At 46.8% G+C, this 22,842-nt stretch carries 23 protein-coding genes and 1 pseudogene; 19 read left to right on the top strand and 5 right to left on the bottom strand.

What is annotated here, in order from left to right:
* The first annotated feature begins 273 nt into the window (after positions 1-273).
* Positions 274-1,158: a hypothetical protein gene (locus tag CMR00_11275; protein PIO47252.1), complete on the top strand. Its 885-nt coding sequence runs from the start codon at positions 274-276 to the stop codon at positions 1,156-1,158.
* 24 nt (positions 1,159-1,182) lie between these two features.
* Here CMR00_11275 and CMR00_11280 read toward each other — a convergent pair whose 3' ends face one another.
* Both CMR00_11280 and CMR00_11285 read right to left on the bottom strand, forming a co-directional pair.
* The gene (locus CMR00_11280) at positions 1,183-1,662 is read right to left on the bottom strand and encodes a hypothetical protein (GenBank protein PIO47253.1); all 480 of its coding nucleotides are present in this window, start codon (positions 1,660-1,662) and stop codon (positions 1,183-1,185) included.
* Complete coding sequence (locus CMR00_11285; protein PIO47254.1) at positions 1,659-2,942, bottom strand: DNA polymerase III subunit epsilon; 1,284 nt, start codon at positions 2,940-2,942, stop codon at positions 1,659-1,661. Before CMR00_11285 ends, CMR00_11280 begins: the two co-directional genes overlap by 4 nt.
* Positions 2,943-3,076: 134 nt before the next feature.
* Between CMR00_11285 and CMR00_11290 the strand changes: the two genes are divergently transcribed.
* The 18 genes and pseudogenes from CMR00_11290 to CMR00_11375 all read left to right on the top strand — a co-directional run bounded on the left by CMR00_11290 (position 3,077) and on the right by CMR00_11375 (position 20,858).
* Positions 3,077-4,450, top strand: a complete 1,374-nt coding sequence (locus tag CMR00_11290) for a phosphohydrolase (protein ID PIO47255.1) — start codon at positions 3,077-3,079, stop codon at positions 4,448-4,450.
* A 67-nt stretch (positions 4,451-4,517) separates the two neighbouring features.
* Entirely contained in the window at positions 4,518-5,825 is a 1,308-nt protein-coding gene (gene hemL / locus CMR00_11295; protein ID PIO47274.1) for a glutamate-1-semialdehyde-2,1-aminomutase, read from the top strand.
* A 306-nt stretch (positions 5,826-6,131) separates the two neighbouring features.
* A pseudogene (gene lon / locus CMR00_11300) lies at positions 6,132-8,749 on the top strand (endopeptidase La).
* Positions 8,750-8,815: 66 nt separating this feature from the next.
* The gene (locus CMR00_11305; GenBank protein ID PIO47256.1) at positions 8,816-9,607 is read left to right on the top strand and encodes a methyltransferase type 11; all 792 of its coding nucleotides are present in this window, start codon (positions 8,816-8,818) and stop codon (positions 9,605-9,607) included.
* A 476-nt stretch (positions 9,608-10,083) separates the two neighbouring features.
* The gene (lnt, locus tag CMR00_11310; GenBank protein PIO47257.1) at positions 10,084-11,436 is read left to right on the top strand and encodes an apolipoprotein N-acyltransferase; all 1,353 of its coding nucleotides are present in this window, start codon (positions 10,084-10,086) and stop codon (positions 11,434-11,436) included.
* A gap of 65 nt (positions 11,437-11,501) precedes the next feature.
* Positions 11,502-12,329, top strand: coding sequence for a hypothetical protein (locus CMR00_11315; GenBank protein PIO47258.1), 828 nt, complete (start codon positions 11,502-11,504; stop codon positions 12,327-12,329).
* 65 nt (positions 12,330-12,394) lie between these two features.
* Entirely contained in the window at positions 12,395-13,462 is a 1,068-nt protein-coding gene (locus CMR00_11320; GenBank protein ID PIO47259.1) for a hypothetical protein, read from the top strand.
* 163 nt (positions 13,463-13,625) lie between these two features.
* Complete coding sequence (locus CMR00_11325) at positions 13,626-13,892, top strand: hypothetical protein (protein PIO47260.1); 267 nt, start codon at positions 13,626-13,628, stop codon at positions 13,890-13,892.
* 228 nt (positions 13,893-14,120) lie between these two features.
* Positions 14,121-14,693, top strand: a complete 573-nt coding sequence (locus tag CMR00_11330; protein PIO47261.1) for a hypothetical protein — start codon at positions 14,121-14,123, stop codon at positions 14,691-14,693.
* A 59-nt stretch (positions 14,694-14,752) separates the two neighbouring features.
* On the top strand, positions 14,753-15,223 hold the full coding sequence (locus CMR00_11335) for a PTS sugar transporter subunit IIA (protein PIO47262.1): 471 nt from the start codon (positions 14,753-14,755) through the stop codon (positions 15,221-15,223).
* A gap of 147 nt (positions 15,224-15,370) precedes the next feature.
* Positions 15,371-16,639, top strand: a complete 1,269-nt coding sequence (locus CMR00_11340) for a histidine--tRNA ligase (protein ID PIO47263.1) — start codon at positions 15,371-15,373, stop codon at positions 16,637-16,639.
* A 68-nt stretch (positions 16,640-16,707) separates the two neighbouring features.
* On the top strand, positions 16,708-17,592 hold the full coding sequence (locus CMR00_11345) for a hypothetical protein (protein ID PIO47264.1): 885 nt from the start codon (positions 16,708-16,710) through the stop codon (positions 17,590-17,592).
* 4 nt (positions 17,593-17,596) lie between these two features.
* Positions 17,597-17,845, top strand: a complete 249-nt coding sequence (locus CMR00_11350; GenBank protein ID PIO47265.1) for a thioredoxin family protein — start codon at positions 17,597-17,599, stop codon at positions 17,843-17,845.
* Between the two features lie 4 nt (positions 17,846-17,849).
* Positions 17,850-18,497, top strand: coding sequence for a deoxynucleoside kinase (locus CMR00_11355; GenBank protein ID PIO47266.1), 648 nt, complete (start codon positions 17,850-17,852; stop codon positions 18,495-18,497).
* A gap of 32 nt (positions 18,498-18,529) precedes the next feature.
* Positions 18,530-18,712 carry a hypothetical protein gene (locus tag CMR00_11360; protein ID PIO47267.1) on the top strand — a complete coding sequence of 61 codons (183 nt, stop codon included), beginning with the start codon at positions 18,530-18,532 and terminating at the stop codon, positions 18,710-18,712.
* Positions 18,713-18,750: 38 nt separating this feature from the next.
* Positions 18,751-19,731 carry a hypothetical protein gene (locus tag CMR00_11365; GenBank protein ID PIO47268.1) on the top strand — a complete coding sequence of 327 codons (981 nt, stop codon included), beginning with the start codon at positions 18,751-18,753 and terminating at the stop codon, positions 19,729-19,731.
* Entirely contained in the window at positions 19,700-20,164 is a 465-nt protein-coding gene (locus CMR00_11370) for a hypothetical protein (protein PIO47269.1), read from the top strand. Before CMR00_11365 ends, CMR00_11370 begins: the two co-directional genes overlap by 32 nt.
* Entirely contained in the window at positions 20,061-20,858 is a 798-nt protein-coding gene (locus tag CMR00_11375; GenBank protein PIO47270.1) for a hypothetical protein, read from the top strand. Before CMR00_11370 ends, CMR00_11375 begins: the two co-directional genes overlap by 104 nt.
* An 84-nt stretch (positions 20,859-20,942) precedes the next feature.
* Here the strand turns inward: CMR00_11375 and CMR00_11380 are convergent, their stop codons facing one another.
* The 3 genes from CMR00_11380 to CMR00_11390 are packed head-to-tail and all read right to left on the bottom strand — an operon-like array spanning position 20,943 to position 22,838.
* A complete protein-coding gene (locus CMR00_11380; protein ID PIO47271.1) occupies positions 20,943-21,488 on the bottom strand; it encodes a hypothetical protein in 546 nt (181 codons plus the stop codon).
* A 14-nt stretch (positions 21,489-21,502) separates the two neighbouring features.
* A complete protein-coding gene (locus CMR00_11385) occupies positions 21,503-21,850 on the bottom strand; it encodes a hypothetical protein (protein ID PIO47272.1) in 348 nt (115 codons plus the stop codon).
* Between the two features lie 49 nt (positions 21,851-21,899).
* Complete coding sequence (locus tag CMR00_11390; protein PIO47273.1) at positions 21,900-22,838, bottom strand: hypothetical protein; 939 nt, start codon at positions 22,836-22,838, stop codon at positions 21,900-21,902.
* Positions 22,839-22,842 lie beyond the last annotated feature (4 nt).

The following is a 22,842-nucleotide window of genomic DNA, read 5'->3' on the forward strand; positions in this document are numbered from 1 at the left end:
GCTTTGTGATAGGCTTCATGCCTCAGAGCACAAAGAGATACAACTACTACCTAACTACTTAATTTGAGATCGAGATCCTGAAAACTTATATATGCCACAAAGATAATTTCAAACATATTAAGGCATTGTTAACTTTCCTTTACTTTCCTTTTAACTTTCTTAGGCAGATACTTCAGCGGTTTCATCAAAGATTTTACAATTTCTTAACCCTTAAGGTCCCTCAAATTGCATACAGGTGCATATCTTTATGTATAATTTTGTTTGTTAGACTTTATGCGCAGGTTTTTTATTCTTGTCCTTGCAGTTGTTTCAGTTATTTTCAGTGCCGAGCTGGCTTGGTCGCAGGGTCGCCTGCTCGGTCGTGTTGTGGGTGGCAATGGTGAACCTCTTGCTGCTGCTACAGTTTATCTCTCAAGCAGCACTTCTACTCAAGCGGCACTTTCTAACGCAGACGGATACTATGTCTTTATTTCTGTTCCTGAAGGACAGTATAACCTCAAAGCGTTTAAGCGTGGCTTGCCAAAGACGGAACCTGTGAGCGTTACGATTACAGCAAACACCACGACGCGCAAAGACTTCATTCTCAGTGAGTCAGGTGGCAGTGTTACACTCTTGGCTGCCAGTAAGCCGAAAGAAAAACCTGCTGAAAGGTCCGTTACTGTGGCTGAAAAACCCACCGAGAAGCCTGCTGACCGTCCAATTGCTGCTGTAACGAAACCGCGCGATGTGCAGCCTGCTGAGAAACCCGCCGAACCAGCCCAGCCTGCTGCTTCTGCTACTACACCTGTAGAAGAAGACGAAGACATCAAGCGCATTACGGCTGAAGCCGAAGCACTTACTTCACAACTTAATGCTGCCGTAGAAACCGATGTACAAATTCAAGGTGGAATTGAAGCTGTTATTAAGAAGATTGTCTATCCTGAAACTGCCATGCACATGAAAATCGAGGGCAAAGTGGTTGCACGCGTCTTTGTCGATGCCAAAGGTAACGTCATCAAAATTGATATTCTCAAATCTGCCCATGAGCTTCTCAACGAAGAAGCCGTACGCGTACTTACGGAAGAGACAAGCTATGTACCTGCGACAGCCGGTGGGAAGCCCGTCGCAGGTGCAATTACTGTGCCGCTCAATTTCAAGATTCAGAAGGTTACTTGGTAGTGGATTTGCTACTGCAGCACGTCATCATGCGAGTTTCTTTTCCGCCATGGCTTCAGGCTTTGACAGCTCTCCCAGCCTTTCCAGCAGTGCCCCCAGCATTTGCTCTGCTGTCTCATAGGGTTTAACATATAAGCAGGAGAGACTTTCCCTGTTTTGATAGATCCAGCTCGACAAAATTTGCATCTCATCGATCTCTTCTCTTTCGCAGTGTTCTGGCTTTTGAGCGCCGCTGAAAAAGATTTCTCGAATTCGTTCTTCAAGCTCGAGAGCCTCATTGCGCATAATTTTATGCTGTGCAATCAGCCGTCCGAATCGGATAAACAGCACAACGAATTCTTTGCAGACCTCCGAATAACTCTCCGATGGCAAAATCACAAGCAAGTTGTTTTCATTTACGGATGCGACAATATCTGCTTGTCGATAAAAGACACGTCTGAGACTGTAAATTTTGCTACGCAATTCAGCTGCTTCTTCGAACTTGAGTGCACTTGCCAAGCGTTTCATTTTTCTACCAGCACCTGAATGAGTTCACTTTCTTCACCAGAAAGAAATCTGCGCACGCGCGCCACTTCTTGACGATAGGCTTCTTCTACCTTGCGCGCTGGCTCACATGGCGCCAAACACCGCTGCAAATCTAAATAAATGCAAGCGCGACCTTTGCTAAACTCTTCGTCTGAGCACTCACGCAAAAGCGAATTTTTGCTCAGCACATCAAAGACATCGCGCACGACTTGCATTGAAGAAAAGGGTCCGAAATACTCTGCCCCATCATCTTGCACACTCATTGCAATCTCCAAGCGTGGGAACCTCTCTGCTGTCAGACGCAAGAAAGGATAAGACTTATAGCGTTTGAGCAGTGTGTTATAGCGTGGTTTATGGAGCTTGATGAGGCGCGACTCAAGCAGCAAGGCTTCAAGCTCAGAGCCTGTGGGAATGACTTCAATCGTGCGCACGGCACGCATCAGTTCTTTGACTTTTTCAGCTTTGTGAGCCTCACTGGCAAAATAAGAACTCACACGTGCTTTCAGGTTTTTTGACTTGCCAATGTAGAGCAATTCTGCAGTGGCTGAACGCATCAGATAGACACCGGGTTTTTCAGGCAACTTCGGCAGCGTTCTTTCACGCAACTGCTGGATATGCACGGGCTCTTTTTTGAAATAGCGCATAGGTTGATACTGCAGCGAGAGCAATTCATCGAGATACTCGACACCATGCTGCTCGCTTGCAATTTCAATGAGTTTTTGCAAGACCTGCACGGTTGCCAGCGCATCACCACGTGCGCGGTGCCGATCTTTAAGCGTAATGCCGAACCACTGCGCCAGTTCACCTAAACTTTTTCGCTGTTGTTTGGGCAGCAGTCGGCGCGCTAAGCGCACGGTGCAAAGTGCAGGATTGTTTAGTGACGCTTTGCCGTGCCGCCTCAGTTCCATATTGACAAAGCGAAAATCAAAACTGATATTGTGCGCCACAAAGACACTTTCGCCAATGAGTGCAAGCAGTTCCGGCAAGACCTGTGCTAGCGGCGGTGCAGTCTTCACCATCTCGTTAGTGATGCCTGTGTATTGCGAGATGAAATATGGAATTGGCTGCTGTGGATTGACAAGCGTTGTTAGCTCATCGATAATTTCACCACCACAGACTTTGAGTGCGCAGAGTTCAATAATCGTATTTTCAGGATGTGCGCCACCTGTAGTTTCCAGATCGACGACGGCAAACGTGGCATCCGTGATACGAACGGGTTCAGTCAAATGCACCTGTTTTTGCAGGAAAATTTTTGACGGCAAATTTAATGGCTTGTGCGCTTATCTCAAGATGCCAAAGATACTGCATACTTTTGTGACGTTTGTGTCGCTGAACGTTCTTTGCGTAAAAATGATTGCAGCACAAGTAGCAGTAGCCTGATAACACAGTCATCACTATGTCGCTCCCTGAATTTCTTTTTCGTTCTGATGGCGGGTTTATTCGCATTCCTGTCTGGGGACACATTCCGCTTGATCGACCGTTGCGCAAAATTATTTCGCATCCTGCCTTTTTGCGCCTCAAAGGGATTCGTCAGTTGTCGTTTGCACATCATGTTTTTCCCGGCGCCACGCATACGCGCTTTGAGCATTCGCTTGGGGTCTATCACCTCACAAAATTGATTTTGCAGCGCCTTGTTACCAATCCGCTTACCGCATCGCTGCAAACTGCATCGTTCTACTTCGATGAACACGCTTGCCGACTTATCTTGGCTTCAAGTCTCTTGCATGACATTGGGCATTATCCACACGCCCACATCGTTGAAAAGCAGCCGCTGACCAGTCAAAACGAAATCATTTTTGATGATCATCAAGATCTTACGCCCACTTTTGTTTGCGAGCCGCATGGTAGATTTGGAAGCCTTGCCAATATCTTGGAAGATGAGTGGGAATTAGATTCTAAGACCGTCATTGAGATGGTTGTTGGCAAAAAGCCACTCAAATACGCAAAGCTCATCAGTGGCACACTCGATCCTGACAAGATGGATTACTTGATGCGTGATGCGCACCATTGCAACATTCCTTACGGCAACATTGATATTGAGCGGCTCATTGAATCATTTGTGCCTGATGCTAAGCGCCGCCGCTTTGCAATCACCGAAAAAGGTATTGCGCCGTTAGAGAGCCTGATGTTTGCAAAGTATATGATGATGCGCAATGTCTATTGGCATCACACCGTTCGCACGTTTTCAGCCATGCTCAAACGCTTTATTCAAGATGTGCTTGATGAGACACACCTGACTGCCGAGACACTGCGCCAGCTGTTTTACACTGCGTCTGATGAGCGTTTGCTTTTCGAGCTGCGCGCCGTTCTTAACACGCAGGCACATTCTTCGCTCTCGCTCCTTCAAGCCCTGATTGATCGACAGCCTTACAAACGCACAATCATGCTCGATTTAGCGTCTCAGACTCAAACACACACCTGCACAGCACTTTCCTCTGACGCACGACGGCGCAAGCTCAAAGAACAAGCTATCTGCGCCCTGCTTAATCGCAAATTCCGCTTGAGACTTCTTGGGCATGAAGTGCTGATTGATATGCCTTCTCAAAAGACTATTTTTGACTTACGTGACTTTCGTGAATTGCAACTTTACCACACGAAAACCAAAGCCTTTGAACCATTCAGTTTGTCTGGCGTCTCTGCTTTTCAAGCCGAATTTATTGAAGCCTTTGAACGCACTACCAAGAAGTGCCGTGTTGTGGCACACGCTGATGTTGCCGAAAAAGTCATGCGCCTTGAAAAAGATATCGTTGAGATTTTACTCTCCGACTGAACCTACTTGAAACGCTTCTTGCAAAAAGTCGGTTATGCAAGCATTAACTAATCTTTTTGCAGTATCTATGCTTCAGTATCAACGCTCGCAGCAACTCTTTGAGCGTGCTCAGCGCACCATTCCCGGTGGAGTCAACTCGCCTGTTCGCGCCTTTAAGTCCGTGGGCGGTACACCGATTTTCATAAGCAAAGGTGAAGGCGCCTATCTCTTTGATGTCGATGGCAATCGATATATTGATTACATTGGTTCATGGGGACCGTTTATTCTTGGTCATGCTCACCCGCGTGTGGTTGCTGCTATTGAGCACACGCTTAAACATGTCGGTACAAGTTTTGGCGCACCGACTGAACTTGAAATTCAGCTTGCTGAACTGATCTCTACACTTGTTCCCTCTATGGAAATGGTGCGCATGGTTAATTCGGGCACAGAGGCATGTATGTCTGCTATTCGCTTGGCACGTGGTTATACGGGGCGAGAGAAAATCATCAAGTTCGAAGGTTGCTATCATGGTCATGGAGATTCGTTTCTTATTCGCGCTGGCTCTGGTGCCTTGACACTTGGTGTGCCTGATAGTCCCGGCGTTACCAAAGGCACAGCCCAAGACACGCTGACAGCCACTTTCAACGATATTGACTCGGTGCGTCAGCTTGTGCATCAATATCCCAATCAAATTGCGGCTATCATCATTGAGCCCATTGGCGGCAACATGGGTGTTGTGCCTGCGCGTGCTGAGTTTCTTCAGGCTTTGCGTGAGCTTTGCACAGCCGAGGGCATCGTCCTGATTTTTGATGAAGTTATGACGGGGTTCCGAGTCGCACTTGGCGGCGCGCAATCGCTCTATGGCATTACGCCCGACCTAACAACCATGGGTAAAATTATTGGCGGAGGTTTGCCTGTGGGTTGCTACGGAGGCAAGCGTGAAATCATGCGTCGTGTTGCTCCTGCTGGTGATATCTATCAAGCTGGCACACTCTCGGGCAACCCGCTTGCGATGAGCGCTGGACTTGAAACGCTGCGTATTCTTGCCGAAGAAAATCCCTATGCCGAACTCGAAGAGAAAGGCAAATATCTTGAAACAGGCTTTGCTGAAAATTTGCGCAAACTAGGTTTGGGACTTTGCCTCAAGCGTGTCGGCTCGATGATGTGCCTTTTTATGACGGAGCAAGATGTGCTCGATTTCAAGACAGCTACCACGAGCAACACTCAAAAGTATGCTGCGTATTTTCATGCGATGCTGCAACGCGGCATTTATCTTGCACCTTCACAGTATGAAGCTATGTTCTTTTCTATTCAGCATGGTGAAAAAGAGCTTGAGCAGACAATCAAGTCTAATTACGAGGCTTTGGAGCACGTTTATGCTACCACCGCGGTTTAGTTAAGCCCTTGCTGGTGCGTCAGTTACACGCTGCCTTTTTACAGCAAAATTCTTTTTCTAGATTGCAAAAAAAGATGCGCAAAAAAACCGATTTTGTCGCTTTTTTGTTTAGTTTAGTACAGATAGAGCATTATGCATGAGTTGATTAAAAAAGCGTGATGCGTTCTTCCCGCAGTAGTTCCGCTTTATTCTTTATTGTAGTCCCGCAGTACCATCGTAGTAATTAGTTGTTGAATAAAGTACAAGGTGAGGTTTAAGACGTCACAGCCTTTTGGCACGTAGTGTTGCCAGCATTTATAGCTTAGAATGACCATGAACAAAGACGCAAAAGATAATCTCGAGGAATCTTCGCCAACGGGTCTATTGGATAGTTTAGCGAAGAACATTCCGCAGGCGCCAGAGACGCCAGCTAGCAACATACTTATCGATGACCTTTTGCCTGTTTTACCATTGCGCAACACGGTTCTTTTTCCTGATGTGATTATGCCTGTCAGTATTGGGCGGCGCAAATCCATCATGCTCATCGAAGACCTTCCTCCGAGCAAGCAAGTCGCCTTTGTAGCACAGTCTGATGCTGAAGTCGATGACCCGACTCCGAGCGACTTGTTCAAAATCGGCACGGTTGGGTTGGTGCTGAAGGTCTTGAAAATGCCCGATGGCAGCGCCAGTGTGATTGTACAAGGCTTAAAGCGCATCGCTATAGAGAACTTCAGGCAGAAAGAGCCCTATTTGATCTGCCGCGCAAAGGTTTTGGATGATGAAGGCAGCATAGAGAGCAAGTTAGACGCTTATGCACGCACGGTCAAACAACTTGCTGCCAAGGTTGTTGAGCTTTCACCGAATTTGCCTAATGAAGCCAGTTACGCGGTTCAAAATATCGAGAATGTGCGTTTTCTACTGCACTTTATTGCTTCAAACCTCAATATCCCGGCTTCTGAAAAGCAAGCCATTTTGGAGACAAATACGCTGCAAGGGCGCGCTGAGCGCATCGTCGAGCATCTTTCGCGAGAGATTCAAGTGCTTGAACTGACTAAGCAGATTCAGACGAAGGTCAAGATGGATATGGATAAGGCGCAGCGTGAATTCTTTTTGCGCCAGCAACTTAAGACCATCCAAGCCGAGCTTGGCGAGTACGACTTGCAAATGCAAGATGTGCTCAAACTGCGCGAGATACTCTCTAAGAAGTCTTTGCCCGATGATGTCAGAGAAGTAGCTGAAAAAGAAATCGAAAAACTCTCACGCATTGCACCGGCTTCGCCTGACTACAGCGTGACGCGCAACTACATCGATACGCTGCTCTCACTTCCATGGGGTATTTATTCGCCTGCTAAAATCAATTTGCACGATGCTGAACGCGTGCTCAACGAAGATCACTACGGGCTTGAGAAAGTAAAGGCGCGCATTTTAGAATACCTTGCCGTCTTGAAACTTAAAGCCAATATGAAAGCGCCGATTTTGTGCTTCTGCGGTCCGCCCGGCGTTGGCAAGACCTCACTTGGTAAGTCTATTGCACGTGCGCTCGGGCGTCAGTTTGTTCGTGTTGCGCTCGGTGGCGTACGTGATGAAGCTGAGATTCGCGGACATCGCCGCACTTACATCGGCGCTATGCCCGGACGCATCATTCAAGGCATTAAACGTGCTGGGACAAGTAACCCTGTCTTTATGCTCGATGAAATCGATAAACTTGGTTCTGATTTTCGTGGTGACCCGGCTTCTGCTCTGCTTGAAGTCTTAGACCCAGCACAAAACAGCACGTTCAGCGATCACTACCTTGAAGTCAATTACGATCTTTCGCGTGTGCTCTTTATTGCCACTGCCAACACGCTTGACACTATTCCGCTCGCACTCAAGGACCGCATGGAGATTATTCAAATTACAGGCTACACAGATTTCGAGAAACTGCATATTGCTAAGCAGTATCTTTTACAACGCCAGATGAATGAGCATGGTATCTTACCTGACGAACTGCAAATTACTGACGAGGCGATGTTACGCATTATCAATGCTTACACGCGAGAAGCTGGCGTGCGCAATTTGGAGCGTGAGATTGCCAATATCTGCCGTGTGGTTGCAAAAGACATTGCTTTGAGCCTTGAGACCGAGAGCAGCGAGCGTCCCCGACGCAGCGAGCCCATCGTTATTCAGGAAAGCGATCTGAAAAAATATCTCGGTTTAGAGAAGTTTTTCCCTGAAATGAGCGAGCCGATTCAACTCTCTGGCGTGGCTATCGGCTTAGCGTGGACACCTGTCGGCGGCGACATTCTTTTCATTGAATCCACTGTGACCAAAGGCTCTGGACGCTTGGTGCTCACTGGACAATTAGGCGATGTGATGAAAGAATCCGCACAAGCAGCCTTATCGTACTTGAAATCTTGCTCAGAATACTTCCGCATTCCTGATGAAGCCTTCCGTTACTGGGATGTGCATTTGCATATTCCACAGGGCGCTATTCCAAAAGATGGTCCTTCAGCTGGCGTTTCTATTCTGACCTCGCTTGCTTCGATTTACACGCAGCGTAAGGTCAAGCCGCGGATGGCTATGACTGGCGAAATTACACTGCGCGGACATATTTTGCCTGTCGGAGGCATCAAGGAAAAGGTTCTTGCAGCACGGCGTGCAGGCATCGTTGAAATCTTGCTACCTGAAAAAATCGCAATGACATCTTGGAACTGATGGAAACCAACCAAGAAGCACTTAAAGGACTGACCTTCCGCTTCTTTGCCGAGATGGATGACTTGCTTGACTATGCCTTAGAGCCAATCTCTGCTGAAGAAGCTGAGCGACTCTACAGAGGCTTAGACCGCAACGACAGCGAGCAAGATGTGCGTTCATCGTCTGAACCAGAAGATGAGCATCTCACGCAGTCTTCCATCGCTGCAAAGAAAAGCACTAAAAAAGGCGACTTGATGATTAAACTCTTTTGAGAGACGCAACCTGCTTGGTTGCTATACAACAGCGCTACCTAAGAATAGCCTAACGACCTCTGCACGATGCAAGTCTCGACGCTGATACGCATTTTCAAAAATGTAGCGCTGCATCGCTTTGGCAAATGTTCGGTCTGTGGTCGTCGTACGCTGTTCTTGGTAGGCAATATGCTCAATGTGTCGCATGTGCGTGAAAGCCTTATCTGCATCTTCTGTCGCAGTGCCTCGCGCAAGCGACACGTGGCTGTAGAACTTTTGCGTCATTTTGCTCTTCCTCTTACCTCTCTTGCCGAGCATAAGCACGCCTTGCAACGCTTCAAAATTTATAGCGCCGTCTCGGATGACCCGATTTATCACGCACTTGGCAAAGACCATCCGAACTACATTACTTCCGAATTTTTTCCTGATGTCGCGCCCGGCGAGCGCAAAAACGGCGTGCTCTGTCAGACGCTTGAAGCCCTGACATTTGCTGATGCTTCATTTGACGTGGTGATTACCGAAGATGTGTTGGAGCATGTGCGCTATCCTGATGCCGCGTTTCGTGAGATTCACCGTGTTCTGAAACCTGGTGGAGCGCATATCTTCACGGTGCCGCTCACGCTTGACCAACCTACCGTTGAACGCGTACGCTTCAATGGCGAGACAATTGAACATCTTCTGCCACCAGAATACCATGGTGACGCGCTACGCGGCAAGATTTTAGCCTACCGCAACTTTGGCATTGACCTTTTCGATCGGCTCACTCACTTTGGATTTCAGACGCGACTTTCTCTTGCGCAGTATCAGGATACCGTAAAATTTGGCATCGCCGATAGCATCGTACTTGTTAGCATAAAGCAAGGCACACATGAGCAATAAAATATACCTTTTTGCAACCCTTTTGTTTGCGTATAATTGCGCGCTACAGATTCTCATTTTCAAACTTTAATTCAAAGCCACCAGCGTGTCAAAACCGCCGCTTTCAGCCAGCAAGTCTGCAAAAAGCAAGTCTGCCAAGACCAAGCCTGCAAAAGCTAAGGCTGCACATTCAGCTGCTCAAGCTGCCTCTGCTGCAACTCGTCCTGTGCATGAGCGATTGCTCCAAGCCTTGAGTACAGACGAATGGCGATTGCCACTGCTCTCTGGCATCATGCTGGGCTTTGCTTTTCCGACTTACCCATTTATTCATCTCGAACCACTGGCATGGATTGGTTTTGTGCCCTTGCTCTATCAACTTAAAAAAGCTGAGTCGTTTAGGACCTTCTACCGCATTGCATATTTCAGCATGTTCATTTTTGTGATATGCTCTGTCTGGTGGGTCTCGCTCTCAACGGTGGTCGGCGGCGTGCTGATGTATTTTGCACAGACGTTCTTTCTTACACTGCCTTTGTGTGCGTTTTTATTTTATCTGGCGGCGCACCAGCTGGACGCTTGCGCTTGCAGCACTGCCTTTCATCTGGACAGCATGGGAATGGATTTATCTTGACATGGAAATTTCCTTCGGCTGGCTCACGCTGGGCAATTCGCAATCTTATCTCTTCTGGCTTATTCAGTATACTGATCTTTTCGGTGTTTGGGCAGTTTCTTTTTGGATTATGCTCTTCAATGTTCTAGCTCTTGCGCTGTATGAACGCTACGAGCAGCATCGCCATACTTCCAAGCTCATCTTGGAGAGCCTTACACTGAGCAGCGTCATGATTCTCCCTGCGCTGATTTATTCTCTGGTTATGCTTTCAACCCCGCTGCCTACAAAACCTATTTCTGTAAAAGCCACGATTATTCAACCCAACATTGATCCATTTGTGAAATGGGGACGGCATCAAGAAGACTTTGTGATGCAAAAGCACTACGAGGTTACAGAAAAAGCGCTTCGTGCCAACCGCCCTGATCTGATTCTCTATCCCGAAACCACTATACCATTTTACATCTTAGAGCCATACAATTACGCCAAGCGAGAAAAACTTTGGGCAAAAGTTGCCGAGTGGAATACACCCCTGCTCACGGGCTTCCCTGATATTGTACGCTATGACGATAGCACGCAGCGTCAAGCTGGGGCGCGCTTTGATAGATACTCTGGCAAGTATTATGACTCATTTAATTCCTCAATGCTTATTATGCCGAACCAACCTGACCCGCAGATTTATCACAAAATGAAACTTGTGCCCTTTGCCGAGCGAGTGCCATATTTGGACTACATTCCCTTTCTTTCATCCATCAGCATTGGCGTTGCCGGCATCAGCAGTTGGGGCAGAGGCACTGAGATGCAGCTTCTCTCCTTTACGACACAGCGTGGCGACACGCTGCACACCTGTGGTCTGATTTGCTATGAATCCATTTACCCAGCACTTACGGCAGAATTTGTCAAGCGTGGCGCTGATTTTCTTACCGTTATCACCAATGATGGCTGGTTTAGCAAATCGTATGGACCGTATCAACATGCCGCCTTTGCACGTTTGCGCTGCATTGAGACGCGTCGCGCCATGGCACGCTGCGCTAACACTGGTGTCTCACTTTTTATCGACCGCTATGGACGCGGATATGCTGAAATTCCTTGGTGGCAAGAAGCGTCTACTACAGCTATCTTGGACATCGGTGAAGGTGAAACATTCTATGTCCGCCATATCGATCTCTTTCCGAAATTCTGTGTGCTCGTTTGCATCGGATTCTTTGCGCTGGCTTTCTTCACACGTGCGACTCGTGCTGCTTAACACATTTGTAAAACTTTTACCCTTGTTCGGCGTTACAATAGCATTGAACTTAACTTGTTCAACAGATGAACCTGCATAAACACTTGCTGCTTTTTTTTGCTACACTGCTGCCTTTCTTTCTTTGCGCTGCTGCACTGCCGCTTACGGCGCAAGAATCTGCTGAGACTTTTACTTATCGTAAGGTCGCAAATAACAGCTTTCGCACTGGTGAACGATTGCAATACCACTTGAAGTATGGGTTTATCAAAGCAGCCAACACAGAAATTGCTATCGTCAAAGATACCGTCATACGCGGTGAACCCTGTTACCACGTGGTTTTTACGGCTAACACGCTTCCCGTTTTTGATAACTTCTTCAAAGTCGATGATCGTTACGAGACTTTCATTCACAAAGACGCAATGTGTCCGCTTTACTTCAAGCAACGCTTGCGCGAAGGCAAATTTTCCAGAGATGATGAAGTCGAGTTTTTCCACCATACAGGCAGAGCGCGCTCTATTGTGCATAATAAAGAATTCCCAATGAATGCTTATGCGCAGGATATTCTTTCTGCGTATTTCTATGTGCGCACACTTAATCTTCGATCTTTCAAGAATGGAGAGAGCATTCACCTCAAGCAAATCAGTGACGATAAAGAATACCCGCTCGAAGTCAAAGTGCGCTACCGTGATGTAATTGAAACTGAAGTTGGTACTTTCAACACAGTTGTCGTTGAGCCCTTGGTGCAAGGTGCTGGACTTTTCAAGAGTGAAGGGCGAATTCTTATTTGGATGACTGACGACGACAATAAAATTCCTGTCAAAATTTCTATCAAAGTTCCCGTTGGTGCAATCACTGCGGAAATTGCTTCCATGGAAGGCATTCTTCACCCGCTTACAGCCAAACGCAAGGAGTAGCCTGCAAGGCTCTTCGACTTTCAAGGCATGAGCTGAAAAGACTATTGCGTTTGGCATGCGCGTATTTGGGAAAATATTTTTTCCTTTTGAAATTAAAGCAAGTCAAAGCAGCTCAACCTTTGAATGCACTTGTCATGGAGCATCAAGCACCAGAACCGCCAAAGTCTGAATCTTCCACTGCCTCATCGCCTTTTGTCTATAGAGGATATTTTGAGCAAGAGCGGTTTTCACCGCCGATTGTAGCGCTCTCAGCACTTTTTGCGCTTTTTTTCCTCTATCAAATTGGTGGCGCCATTCTCGCCATTCTTTTCACAGGTGCGCGCTCGAGCGATATAACCGAGTGGAATAGCAGCGCAATACGACTTTCACAAAGTGTAGCGCAACTTCTCTTTCTTGCCCTGCCCACCTTACTGCTGGTGTCGTTGCATACAGGCAGGTCGCCACTGTCGGCAGTCAACTTTGATTTTCTTGGCTTGCGACATTCGCCTTCGCTTATGGCTTCTCTTTCTGGCTCACTGGCTACTATCGTTATGACACCTTTTCTGAGTTATGTTGGCGATGTGCAGCTTGTGATTATGAACGATGTCTTTGGCTGGCGCGAAGCAATTAGTCAGATGCAAGTGCAATACAAAACCATACTTGAAAAGCTGACTGTGGTGCATAGTCCTGCAGAATTTGTCAGCGTTGTGATGACGGTTGCGTTTGTGCCAGCGCTCTGTGAAGAGTGTCTTTTTCGCGGCTATGTGCAGCATAATTTTTCGCGTGCCATGCCTACGGCACGTGCCACAGTGCTGACTGGCATTATTTTTGGGCTATATCATATCAATCCTGTGCAAATCGTGCCCTTAATGATTCTTGGCGTGTATTTGTCGTATCTACGTGCTTCATCAGGCACATTGCTCTTACCGATGCTGGCGCACTTTGCCAATAACTTTTTTTCTGTCTTAGGGCTAATGGCTGTGCGGCAAAAAGAGGCTTTAGGTCTGAGCGATGACGTCGTTAGACGCTTGCAATCTGACGAACCAGACATTTCTTCACCCGCTGCAATTGTAGCCATGCTCATCTCAGCAGCTCTCACGCTTGCACTGCTGGCTCTGTATCAGCGCAGTTTGAATCGTGCATCAACGGGCTGAAGAGAGAAACTTTGTTTCATAGCACATGTTTTTGTCTATACGCACCAATTACTTTTGACTACAAATCGGTTTGCACTGTGTTCCAATTTACTACTGGGTACACGAAATTTGCGCTACGAACTTCAATGTTTCTTTAATCTTCAAACTTCTATCATGCTCGTAGATGAAGCAATCTTTTGAATCGGACGCGCAGCCCACGTGGCGAGAGCTTGCGCGCTTTGGCTCTCCAATTGAAGCAGAACTGCTGCGTGCTTACCTTGCGGCATCAAATATTGAGGCTTGTATTTATTCTAAGCGCGATTTCATGCTGCATAGCATTAGTGCAACTGAACCTGTGCGAATTTTAGTCCGAGAAGAGTGCTACGCCGATGCGGTGCGCCTGATGATAGAACTTGATGCGCAAGAGCCAAATTGGGAGAACGAAAATTGAACCGTAATTTGGTGCAGCGCATTGTTGTCGCTGTAATTTTTGGTCCACTTATTCTTTTTGCGCGTATCTGGGTGGTCTGCCTTTTCTTATCATCTTGCTCATTATCGCCAGTGGTATTCTCTATGAGATGTTACAACTCTTCAAGGCGACGCAGACCTTTCCAACTTCGCTTTTTACTTATTTTCTTGGCGCAAGCATCTTGATGAATGCACAATACAGTTTTTTTCTATGGCTCATCTGATTGTCTTTTGTGTAGCTGTTCTCTCATCGGTGGAATTGTTTCGAAAACATGGCTCGCCTATTCACAATGTAGGTGCCGGCTTGCTGGCGATTCTCTATGCGCCACTTTGTTTTTCAGCGCTTCTGGAACTGCGCAAAAGTGAACCTTATGGCTATCTTACCATGCTTGTCTTCATTGGCGTTTGGGTTGCAGACACGGCTGCATACTTTGGTGGAAAGTATCTGGGCGGGCGATTCATCAAAACGAAATTCTTTGAGCGACACAGTCCGAACAAAACTTGGGAAGGCTTTCTTGTCGGCTTGCTGGCGTGCACTGGCGCAATACTTGGACTTGGACAGGTATGGCTGGCATCCACTGCACTGGTTCATTTTCTTGCCATCGGCATTCTTGTTGGCACATTTAGTGCAGTTGGCGACTTGATTGAGTCCATGTTCAAGCGCGAAAGCGGTCTGAAAGACTCTTCGCATCTGATACCCGGACATGGCGGTTTCTTCGACCGCTTTGATTCACTGTGCATCGCTTCACCTGTTGCATTTCTTTACATAAAGTATGCCATGTAGGTGCACAGCGTTTTTGCTATATTTAACGCTTATTTTTGAAGCGTTTAAGCAACGGAGCGATGAAACTTTCCGACATCATTTCTGAAAAATATATTCAGATTGGGCTTGAAGCCAAGTCGAAAAACGACTTGATAGAAAAAATGCTGATGCTGGTTTCATCTCACCCTGCAATCTTGGATAGAGCCAAGTTGCGCGCCGATGTGCTCAAACGTGAAAAGGAAATGACCACAGGAATTGGTAAGAATGTCGCCCTGCCACATGCCAAGACAAGTGCGGTGAGTGCGCCACTGCTTGGATTTGCTGTACTCAAACGTGAAGTGGAGTTTGCTTCAATAGATGATGAACCCGTGAAGTTGGTCTTCCTTTTAGCCACGCCTGAGCAAATGCTGACACAACATCTCAAATTGCTTAGCCGCATCTCGCGTGTAATTGGCTCTGACGCCACGCGTGAAAAACTCCTACAAGCTGAATCGTCTGCTGAAGTGCTTGAGCTCTTTCAACTCGAGGAGCAATCTTTTCCTGAAATCTAATATCAACACGACTTGTGCAGGCGCAGGTTTTACGACCCGTTATTGACTCTTCGTCTTGTGATGCTCTTGCAAACGAGCCACAGCTACACAGTTTCTTCCTGTCATGCGGAAATTGTCTGCTGACCTTATCTCGAATTAAGGCTAATTATGAAATTTCAATGTATCAAAGGCACAAAAGACATTTTGCCTGACGACATTCATCATTGGCATTATGTTGAACGCACTGTGCGCGACATCTTTGAACGATTTGGCTATCGTGAAATTCGCACGCCGATTTTTGAAGAAACGGCGCTCTTTCAACGTGGCATTGGTGAGACGACCGATATTGTCGGCAAAGAAATGTATTCGTTTCAGCCCGACCCTGATGCCGAGTCGCTCACGCTTCGCCCTGAAATGACCGCCAGCGTGATTCGTGCTTACTTGCAGCACAATCTGGCTACACGCGCGCCGCTTACGAAAGTCTATTACATTGCTGAACTCTTTCGCAAGGAACGCCCGCAAGCCGGTCGGCAGCGTCAATTCTGGCAATTTGGTTGCGAGTGCATTGGCAGTGCCGAACCTGAATCTGACGCGGAGGTTATCGCACTGATGATGACGATTTACCGCGAACTCGGCGTGCGCCAAACGATCTTACGGCTCAACAGTCTGGGCAATGCTGACACGCGCAAAGTGTATCGCGAAGTCTTGCGTGAGTATCTGCGCCCACATTACGAGCACTTGGATGCGGTCTCAAAAGAACGCTTTGAGAAAAATCCGCTGCGCATTTTGGACTCGAAAAATCCAGAGTTGCAGCAGCTCATTGCCCATGCCCCACGCATTGCCGACTATCTCGATGAGGAGTCGCAAGCCCATTTCCAAGCAGTGCAAAGTTTTCTTACGGCATTCGGCATTGACTTCACAATTGATCACCGTTTAGTGCGTGGTCTGGATTACTATTCTCGCACGGCATTTGAATTACAAAGTTCAGATTTGGGGGCGCAGGATGCCTTAGGCGGCGGCGGTCGCTACGACGCCCTAGCGTCACTGCTTGGAAGTGAAAAACCTGTACCTGCGGTTGGCTTTGCTTCTGGTGTGGAGCGCCTCTTGATTGCCATGCAAAAACAACACCTCCTTGAACCCGCTCAGGCACCTACGCCAACCGTGATGATTGTGGCGCAGTCTGAATCCGCACGCGACTGGACCATTCACGCCGCACAGCTTTTTCGCAAAGAGGGCATTGCCACAGAAGTCGATCTCTTACGCCGTAGCTTGAAAGCACAACTACGCGAAGCCAACCGCCTCAATGCGAAATACGTTGTGATTGCAGGTGAGAACGAACTGCAGTCCGGTCAGTTTCAACTCAAAAATTTGAGCACAGGAGAACAACAGGCACTTTTGCTTACTGAAATTTTGCAAAAGATAAAAGTTGAAAAATGAAATGCCGCACTTTATTTTCTAGACTAGTTTGATTCCATTTTCTTCAATGCGATTTCTAAGCCAGCACCATGTATCCTGAGCTTTTCTCGATTGGTCCTATCAAGTTTTACAGTTACGGTGCAATGCTTGCCGTGGCTTTTCTTACGGCAAGTTATTTCACAAGCAAAGAAGTCGCACGCAAAAACCTGCCTGATGTTACCAATACCATTTTGGCGTTGAGTATTGTGCTCGGCATTGTTGGCGCAAAACTCTTTGATGTTGTTGAGCACTTAGATGAATTAGCACGCGACCCCATAGGCACCCTGTTCAGCTCGGGGGGCTTAGCCTATTATGGCGGACTCATTTTCGCTCTTGTCGGGAATTACCTTTACCTCAAGTGGAAGGGCTTGCCCATCTTGCGCTTTCTCGATGCAGCGGCACCCTCGATTATCCTCGCCTATGGAATTGGTCGCATCGGATGCTTACTTGCTGGCGATGGCTGCTACGGTCAACCGACCGATGTGCCTTGGGCAATGACCTATCCAAACGGTATTGTCTCCACACTGGCGCATAAAAATCCGCAACTTGTCCATGAGTTTCGACAACTTTTCCCCGATCGTCCTGTACCTGCAGATATTCCTGTACATCCTACAACGATTTACGAATCTCTGTACTCTTTTATTTTCTTTGCCGTTTTGTGGAAAATGCGTTTGAAACCGCGTCCCGACGGGCAACTTTTCTTTCTCTTTTTAGCCCTTCAAGCCATTAGCCGATTTCTTGTAGAGTTTTTACGCTTAAACGATATCGTCGCATTCGGTCTTACACAAGCACAACTCATTTCTATCGCTTTACTCATCGTCTCTATTATTGGCTGGCAGTACCTGAGCGGTCAGCCTCTTTCTAGTGAGCCTGCTAAAGCTGATACAAAGACTTTGAAGAAACCTTCTAAAAAGAAACAACCTCTCATTACTTAGAACCATGATTTTAGTTGAGCTTTACTCGAAAGACGACTGCTGTCTGTGCGATGAAGCAAAAGCCGTATTGATGAAAGTTCAGGGGGAAATTCCTTTTGAACTACGCGAAATCAAACTCAATGAAGATGAACATCTGATGAATGAATACGGCAGTAAAATTCCAGTTGTATTCATCAATGGACGCATGGCATTCAAGTATCATGTCTATGAGCTAGAGTTAAAAGACAAACTTCGCCGGGAATTGCGGCAATAAAACCATGCAAACCCCAAAATATATTGCAATTGAAGGTGTGATTGGCGTTGGGAAAACTACGCTTGCGCTTAAGCTTGCCGAGCGGCTTTCTGCGCGTCCGATTCTAGAAGAATTTGAGGATAACCCCTTCCTTGAGCGCTTCTATGAAAATCCAGAACGCTATGCTTTCCAAACCCAACTTTCGTTCTTAGCTAGCCGTTACAAGCAGCAGCAGCAACTGCGTAACTTTGATCTTTTCCACGAATACCTCATCACCGATTACATCTTCGACAAAGACAAAATTTTTGCGTATCTGAACTTGCAGGATGATGAACTGCGGCTCTATGAGACGATTGTTAATTTTATGGACAAATCCATCACGCTACCCGATTTGGTCGTCTATTTGCAGTCTACGCCTGAGCGTCTGATGCAAAATATCAAGAAGCGCAATCGCCCATTTGAGCGCACCATCACGGAAAGTTATATCCGAGATTTGCATGATGCTTACAATTATTTTTTCTTTCGCTATCGCAAAACGCCGCTCTTAATCGTCAACACCACAGAGCTTGACTTTGTCGCCAATCCTGCTGACTTTGAAGAGCTCTACAACCTCATTTGCAACCGCACACACTCTGGCACAGAGTACTTTAATCCCGAAAAAAGACTATACTAGTATATCTGTTAAACTCTGAACGCGGAGGTTATATGTTGCGACTTCTTTTTCTTTTCGCGGTTGGCTTTGCTTTATACTATCTTTTGCGCTTTCTCTATACGCTTCTGACAGCACCAAAGCACATCAAAAAACCCTCTGCTCGTGCGCCACGCTTAGATGAAATTGAAGAAGCAGAGTTTAAAGAAGTAAGCAGCACGCCCAAAAGTAAAAGCTAAGGACTTTTGCAACGTGCTTTAACTTGTGCTTTGGTCATATGTGGAATGTCGATTCTGTGCGTCGTCGTCTGGCAAGGGGAGTTCAACAATATGCTCTTGTCGTCCTGCTCTTGAGTTGTGTGAGTGGCGTGGAGCTTATGCTATCATGTTTTTGCGCTTGGGGTCAGTCTGCAGCTCAACCCGAGAACTTGGCTGCTGCACATGATAGCTTAGAAATCCAACGCCTGCTTGAGCTTGCACGCCATGCTTTGCAACAGACCGACTATCCACGCGCTGATAGCCTCGCTTCTCAGGCGCTTTACCTCGCTGAAGACCTTCAACAGTTGCACCTGCAAGCCCATGCCCTTCGACTTATCGGTATTGCCAAACGTCGCCTTGACCGATACGACGAAGCACTGTCAGCACATGCACGTTCACTTGCTCTTGCCGAACGCCTCAACGACCTTTACCTCAAAACACTTGCCCAAGGTAATCTCGCCTTGATTTATCATAGCAAAGGCTTCTATGAAAAAGCCGTCGTGCACAACTTCTTGGCTCTTAAAGGCTATGAAGAACTTAACGACAACTCTGGCGCTGCCATTACACTGAATAATCTTGCCATTATCTACAGCGACCAAAAGCGGTATGATGACGCTCTTGCTTACTACCAACGCGCTCGACTGCTTTTTGAAGAAATAGCCGACACCATGAAAAGCATCAGCACGATGATTAGTACAGCTAGTCTGTACAAACACTTAGGTAAGCCTACACTTGCCTTCGACTCCATCGCAATTGCACTCAAACGTGCTCAAGCATTTGGCGATTCCATGCTCATTGCTGACGCACTCAGTACTATGGGCGATCTGTATAAAGAAGAACACCCGCGCTTTGCGATTGCCTGCAAACATGATGCACTTGCAATCTATCAGCACTTCTCTGACATCCCTTCTCAAACGCTTGTCCTGCGCGATATCGCCGCACTGTTGCTTAGCCGCAACCAAGCTACTCATGCTCTGGACTACGCTACCAAAAAGTCTTAATCTTGCAAGCGATATTGGTGATAGAACACTGCTTCAAAATGCACTTTTTTTACTTTCGGAGATTTACGACGTGCTCGGCAATGCGGCACAAGCCCTTGCTGCCTATAAAAAAGCTAGTGCAATCAAGGATTCGCTTTTCACGATAGAAGAACAAAAACGGATAGCTGAGCTTAGGGAGCAATACGAGTCAGAGAAAAAGGAGAAAGAAATTCAGTTTTTGGAACAAGCGCGCACGCTTGAACGTGTTCGTAGCGAACGTGAGCGCACAATTTTTGCAGCACTGACGCTGGTGCTTACAGTCGCTGTGGCTGGCGTTGGCGTGGCACTTTATGTCAAGCAAAAACATCAAAAGGTACTCGAAGAAAAAAAACGCACAAATCGAAGCGCAAAAGCGTATCGTGGAAGCACAGCGCGACGAACTTGCTGCAGCTAATCAGCTTAAGAACGACCTTTTAGCCATTGCCTCGCATGATCTCAAAAACCCTCTGCAAACCATCATGGGTTTTGCTTCGCTATTGAAAGAAAAATTGAAAAATGACTATGCATTCTCAATGGTAGAACGCATTGAGCGGGCTTCTCAACGCATGCTTCGCCTCATCATAGAACTTATTGATACTGCAGCCATAGAATCTGGCAAGATTGAACTTCATAAAGAGCTACTTGATTTAAGCGACCTTGCCCGAGCAGTTACTGAACAAAATCAGCCGAATGCGTCACAAAAAAACATTGTACTCCACCTTCAGCTTGCTGAACTGGCAATGACAATCGGGGATAAACATCGCCTAACGGAAGTTCTTGACAACTTGGTTAGCAACGCAATTAAATACTCACCGCGCAACAAAAATGTCTTCATCACCACACTCGTGCACGCACATCATGTACGCTGCGTTGTTAAAGATGAAGGTCAAGGGCTTTCAGAAGAAGACCTCAAAAAACTTTTCGGACGTTTTCAACGTCTTTCTGCCCGACCCACCGGGAATGAAAGCTCAACCGGGCTTGGGCTTTCCATCGTCAAACAACTCGTCGAATTGCACGGTGGCAGAGTTTGGGCTGAATCAGAAGGTAAGGGCAAAGGCTCTACTTTTTGCGTTGAATTGCCAAAAGAAAACTCCAGCGAACGCACTTGACTTCTGATTTTTTTGCTCCGCTCTTCTGAAAGTGCCTTTGCCATGCTTTATTTTGCGCACGCTGCTCTGCGCTATCAGCAGCCTTCAGTAGAATTTTTTCTCTTCACGTCGGCGGCGAATGTCTGCCATCATCTGGCTAAATGACAGTTGTCTTTGCGCTGCAGCACTACCGTCCTTTGTTACCAGTCTCAGCTCTTCATGCTTTTGAATGGCTTTCTCTATAGCTTCTACCAGCGCCTGACGTGGAAACGGTTTAACAAGGTAGCGGAAAATTTGCCCATCGTTGATGAGCCGAATCGCTTCGCTTGCATCTTTGGAATCAGACATAAAAATCGTTACAAGTGCTGGGAAACGATGTTTGACTGCTGCCAAGAACTCTGCACCTTCTTCGCTTGCAAGTGTTGAGTCGCAGGCAATCACTGCCACAGGTTCATTATCCAGAATTTTCAGCGCATCAGGTAGGTTTTCTGCTGTTCGCACATTGAAGCGATCTGCAAAGAGCGTCTCGAAACTCCTCAAGTGCTTAGAGACCTTGTCGACAAAAAGTATGGTTTGACTTGCGTTTTTTAGTGCTGCACTTGTTTTTGCAAGACTTTGTTGCTCTTTGATCATGCGATTGACCTCATACAAATCAACCGCAGCCTTTACAGTGCCTCTGAGTTTATCATTTTCCCACGCTTGTTAATAAAGCGCCAGACTTCACCAGCGTTGATGGCTTCAATGATGCTATCCAGATCAGAGTAGCCTGTCAGAAGAATGCGAATAGTCTCTGGGTATTGCTCTTTGACACGTTTGAGTAATTCCACGCCTGTCATGTCGGGCATGCGCTGGTCTGAGACCACCACGGCAAATTTTTCTTCGGAGATTAACTTCAAAGCCGCATCTGCACCTACAGCTGTTTTGAAATGCCAGCCACGAAAGACAAGACTGATGGTCTCCAACACCATTGGTTCATCATCCACAAAAAGAATCTGGGTTGCTTGTGTGTTCATGTTGAGTTGCAATTTTTAAATGTAACGTAGTAAGTCTCGTTTATTTGCGTCAATTTGATTGTTTTTTCGTCTTAGTCTCGTCATCTACAAACGGTGATTCCAGTTCGGCTACTTCGGCTGTGCTGACTTTCGGTGAGTGTTTCAGTGGCAATTTGATTGTGAAGGTTGAGCCTTCTTGCACTTTGCTGCTGACTTCAATTGTGCCATTGTGTTTTTCAATGATTTTGTAGCTAATCGAAAGTCCTAAGCCTGTGCCTTTTCCAACCTCTTTAGTTGTGAAAAATGGCTCAAAGATTTTCTTGAGGTGTTCGGGCTTGATACCTATGCCATTGTCAGTCACTTTTACCACTGCCCATTCAGGTGTATTGCTAATAGAGATAATGACTTTACCTTTATTGTGTTCAATAGCATGAATGGCATTTGTGAAAAGATTGAGAAAGACTTGATTGAGTTGCGCAGGGTAGCACTGCACACTGGGGGCGCTTTGATAGTCGCGCACGACTTCGATGTTTTTTTCTCGGAAAAGATGCTCTGCGATTTTGAGTGAGGATTCGATCAGTTCAGAGACTTTCGTCGTCTTGACTGCTGCTTCATCGAGGCGCGAAAAGTTCTTAAGACTGCTCACAAGGTCTTGAATGCGCGCAATGCCATCCAGTGAATTTTGACATAGCCTCACAGACTCACGGTGCAGCGACAGCGCTTTGGTGCGTTTCTCAATGGCTTCAATGAGTTCGGCGACTTTCTCGCTTGTGCCAAAGAGAATTTCATCTTTGAGTTGGGTGTAGATTTCAATCAAATTTTGAATTTCGCTCTGTGCTTCCAACAAAAGTTGTAAGTTGCCTTTGACAAACCCAAGCGGTGTATTCATCTCGTGCGCTAAGCCTGCCACCATCTGACCGAGCGAACTCATCTTTTCAGCTTGCATGAGTTGCATTTCCGTTTGTCGTGCATTTTCCTTGAGGCTGACCATTTCGGTAATATCGCTCACGAAT

This window comes from [Chlorobium] sp. 445 (assembly GCA_002763895.1).
GTDB lineage: Bacteria > Bacteroidota > Chlorobiia > Chlorobiales > Thermochlorobacteraceae > Thermochlorobacter.

What these genes read in the sequence shown, in the direction of transcription:
- CMR00_11325 (PIO47260.1), top strand. Translation starts at nt 13,626, where the DNA reads ATGAAGCAATCTTTTGAATCGGACGCGCAGCCCACGTGGCGAGAGCTT.
- CMR00_11280 (PIO47253.1), bottom strand. Translation starts at nt 1,662, where the DNA reads ATGAAACGCTTGGCAAGTGCACTCAAGTTCGAAGAAGCAGCTGAATTG.
- CMR00_11305 (PIO47256.1), top strand. Translation starts at nt 8,816, where the DNA reads ATGCAAGTCTCGACGCTGATACGCATTTTCAAAAATGTAGCGCTGCAT.
- CMR00_11330 (PIO47261.1), top strand. Translation starts at nt 14,121, where the DNA reads ATGGCTCATCTGATTGTCTTTTGTGTAGCTGTTCTCTCATCGGTGGAA.
- CMR00_11340 (PIO47263.1), top strand. Translation starts at nt 15,371, where the DNA reads ATGAAATTTCAATGTATCAAAGGCACAAAAGACATTTTGCCTGACGAC.
- CMR00_11335 (PIO47262.1), top strand. Translation starts at nt 14,753, where the DNA reads ATGAAACTTTCCGACATCATTTCTGAAAAATATATTCAGATTGGGCTT.
- CMR00_11375 (PIO47270.1), top strand. Translation starts at nt 20,061, where the DNA reads ATGTCAAGCAAAAACATCAAAAGGTACTCGAAGAAAAAAAACGCACAA.
- CMR00_11275 (PIO47252.1), top strand. Translation starts at nt 274, where the DNA reads ATGCGCAGGTTTTTTATTCTTGTCCTTGCAGTTGTTTCAGTTATTTTC.
- CMR00_11355 (PIO47266.1), top strand. Translation starts at nt 17,850, where the DNA reads ATGCAAACCCCAAAATATATTGCAATTGAAGGTGTGATTGGCGTTGGG.
- CMR00_11290 (PIO47255.1), top strand. Translation starts at nt 3,077, where the DNA reads ATGTCGCTCCCTGAATTTCTTTTTCGTTCTGATGGCGGGTTTATTCGC.
- hemL (PIO47274.1), top strand. Translation starts at nt 4,518, where the DNA reads ATGCTTCAGTATCAACGCTCGCAGCAACTCTTTGAGCGTGCTCAGCGC.
- CMR00_11385 (PIO47272.1), bottom strand. Translation starts at nt 21,850, where the DNA reads ATGAACACACAAGCAACCCAGATTCTTTTTGTGGATGATGAACCAATG.
- CMR00_11350 (PIO47265.1), top strand. Translation starts at nt 17,597, where the DNA reads ATGATTTTAGTTGAGCTTTACTCGAAAGACGACTGCTGTCTGTGCGAT.
- CMR00_11315 (PIO47258.1), top strand. Translation starts at nt 11,502, where the DNA reads ATGAACCTGCATAAACACTTGCTGCTTTTTTTTGCTACACTGCTGCCT.
- CMR00_11365 (PIO47268.1), top strand. Translation starts at nt 18,751, where the DNA reads ATGTGGAATGTCGATTCTGTGCGTCGTCGTCTGGCAAGGGGAGTTCAA.
- CMR00_11370 (PIO47269.1), top strand. Translation starts at nt 19,700, where the DNA reads ATGCTCTGGACTACGCTACCAAAAAGTCTTAATCTTGCAAGCGATATT.
- CMR00_11360 (PIO47267.1), top strand. Translation starts at nt 18,530, where the DNA reads ATGTTGCGACTTCTTTTTCTTTTCGCGGTTGGCTTTGCTTTATACTAT.
- CMR00_11345 (PIO47264.1), top strand. Translation starts at nt 16,708, where the DNA reads ATGTATCCTGAGCTTTTCTCGATTGGTCCTATCAAGTTTTACAGTTAC.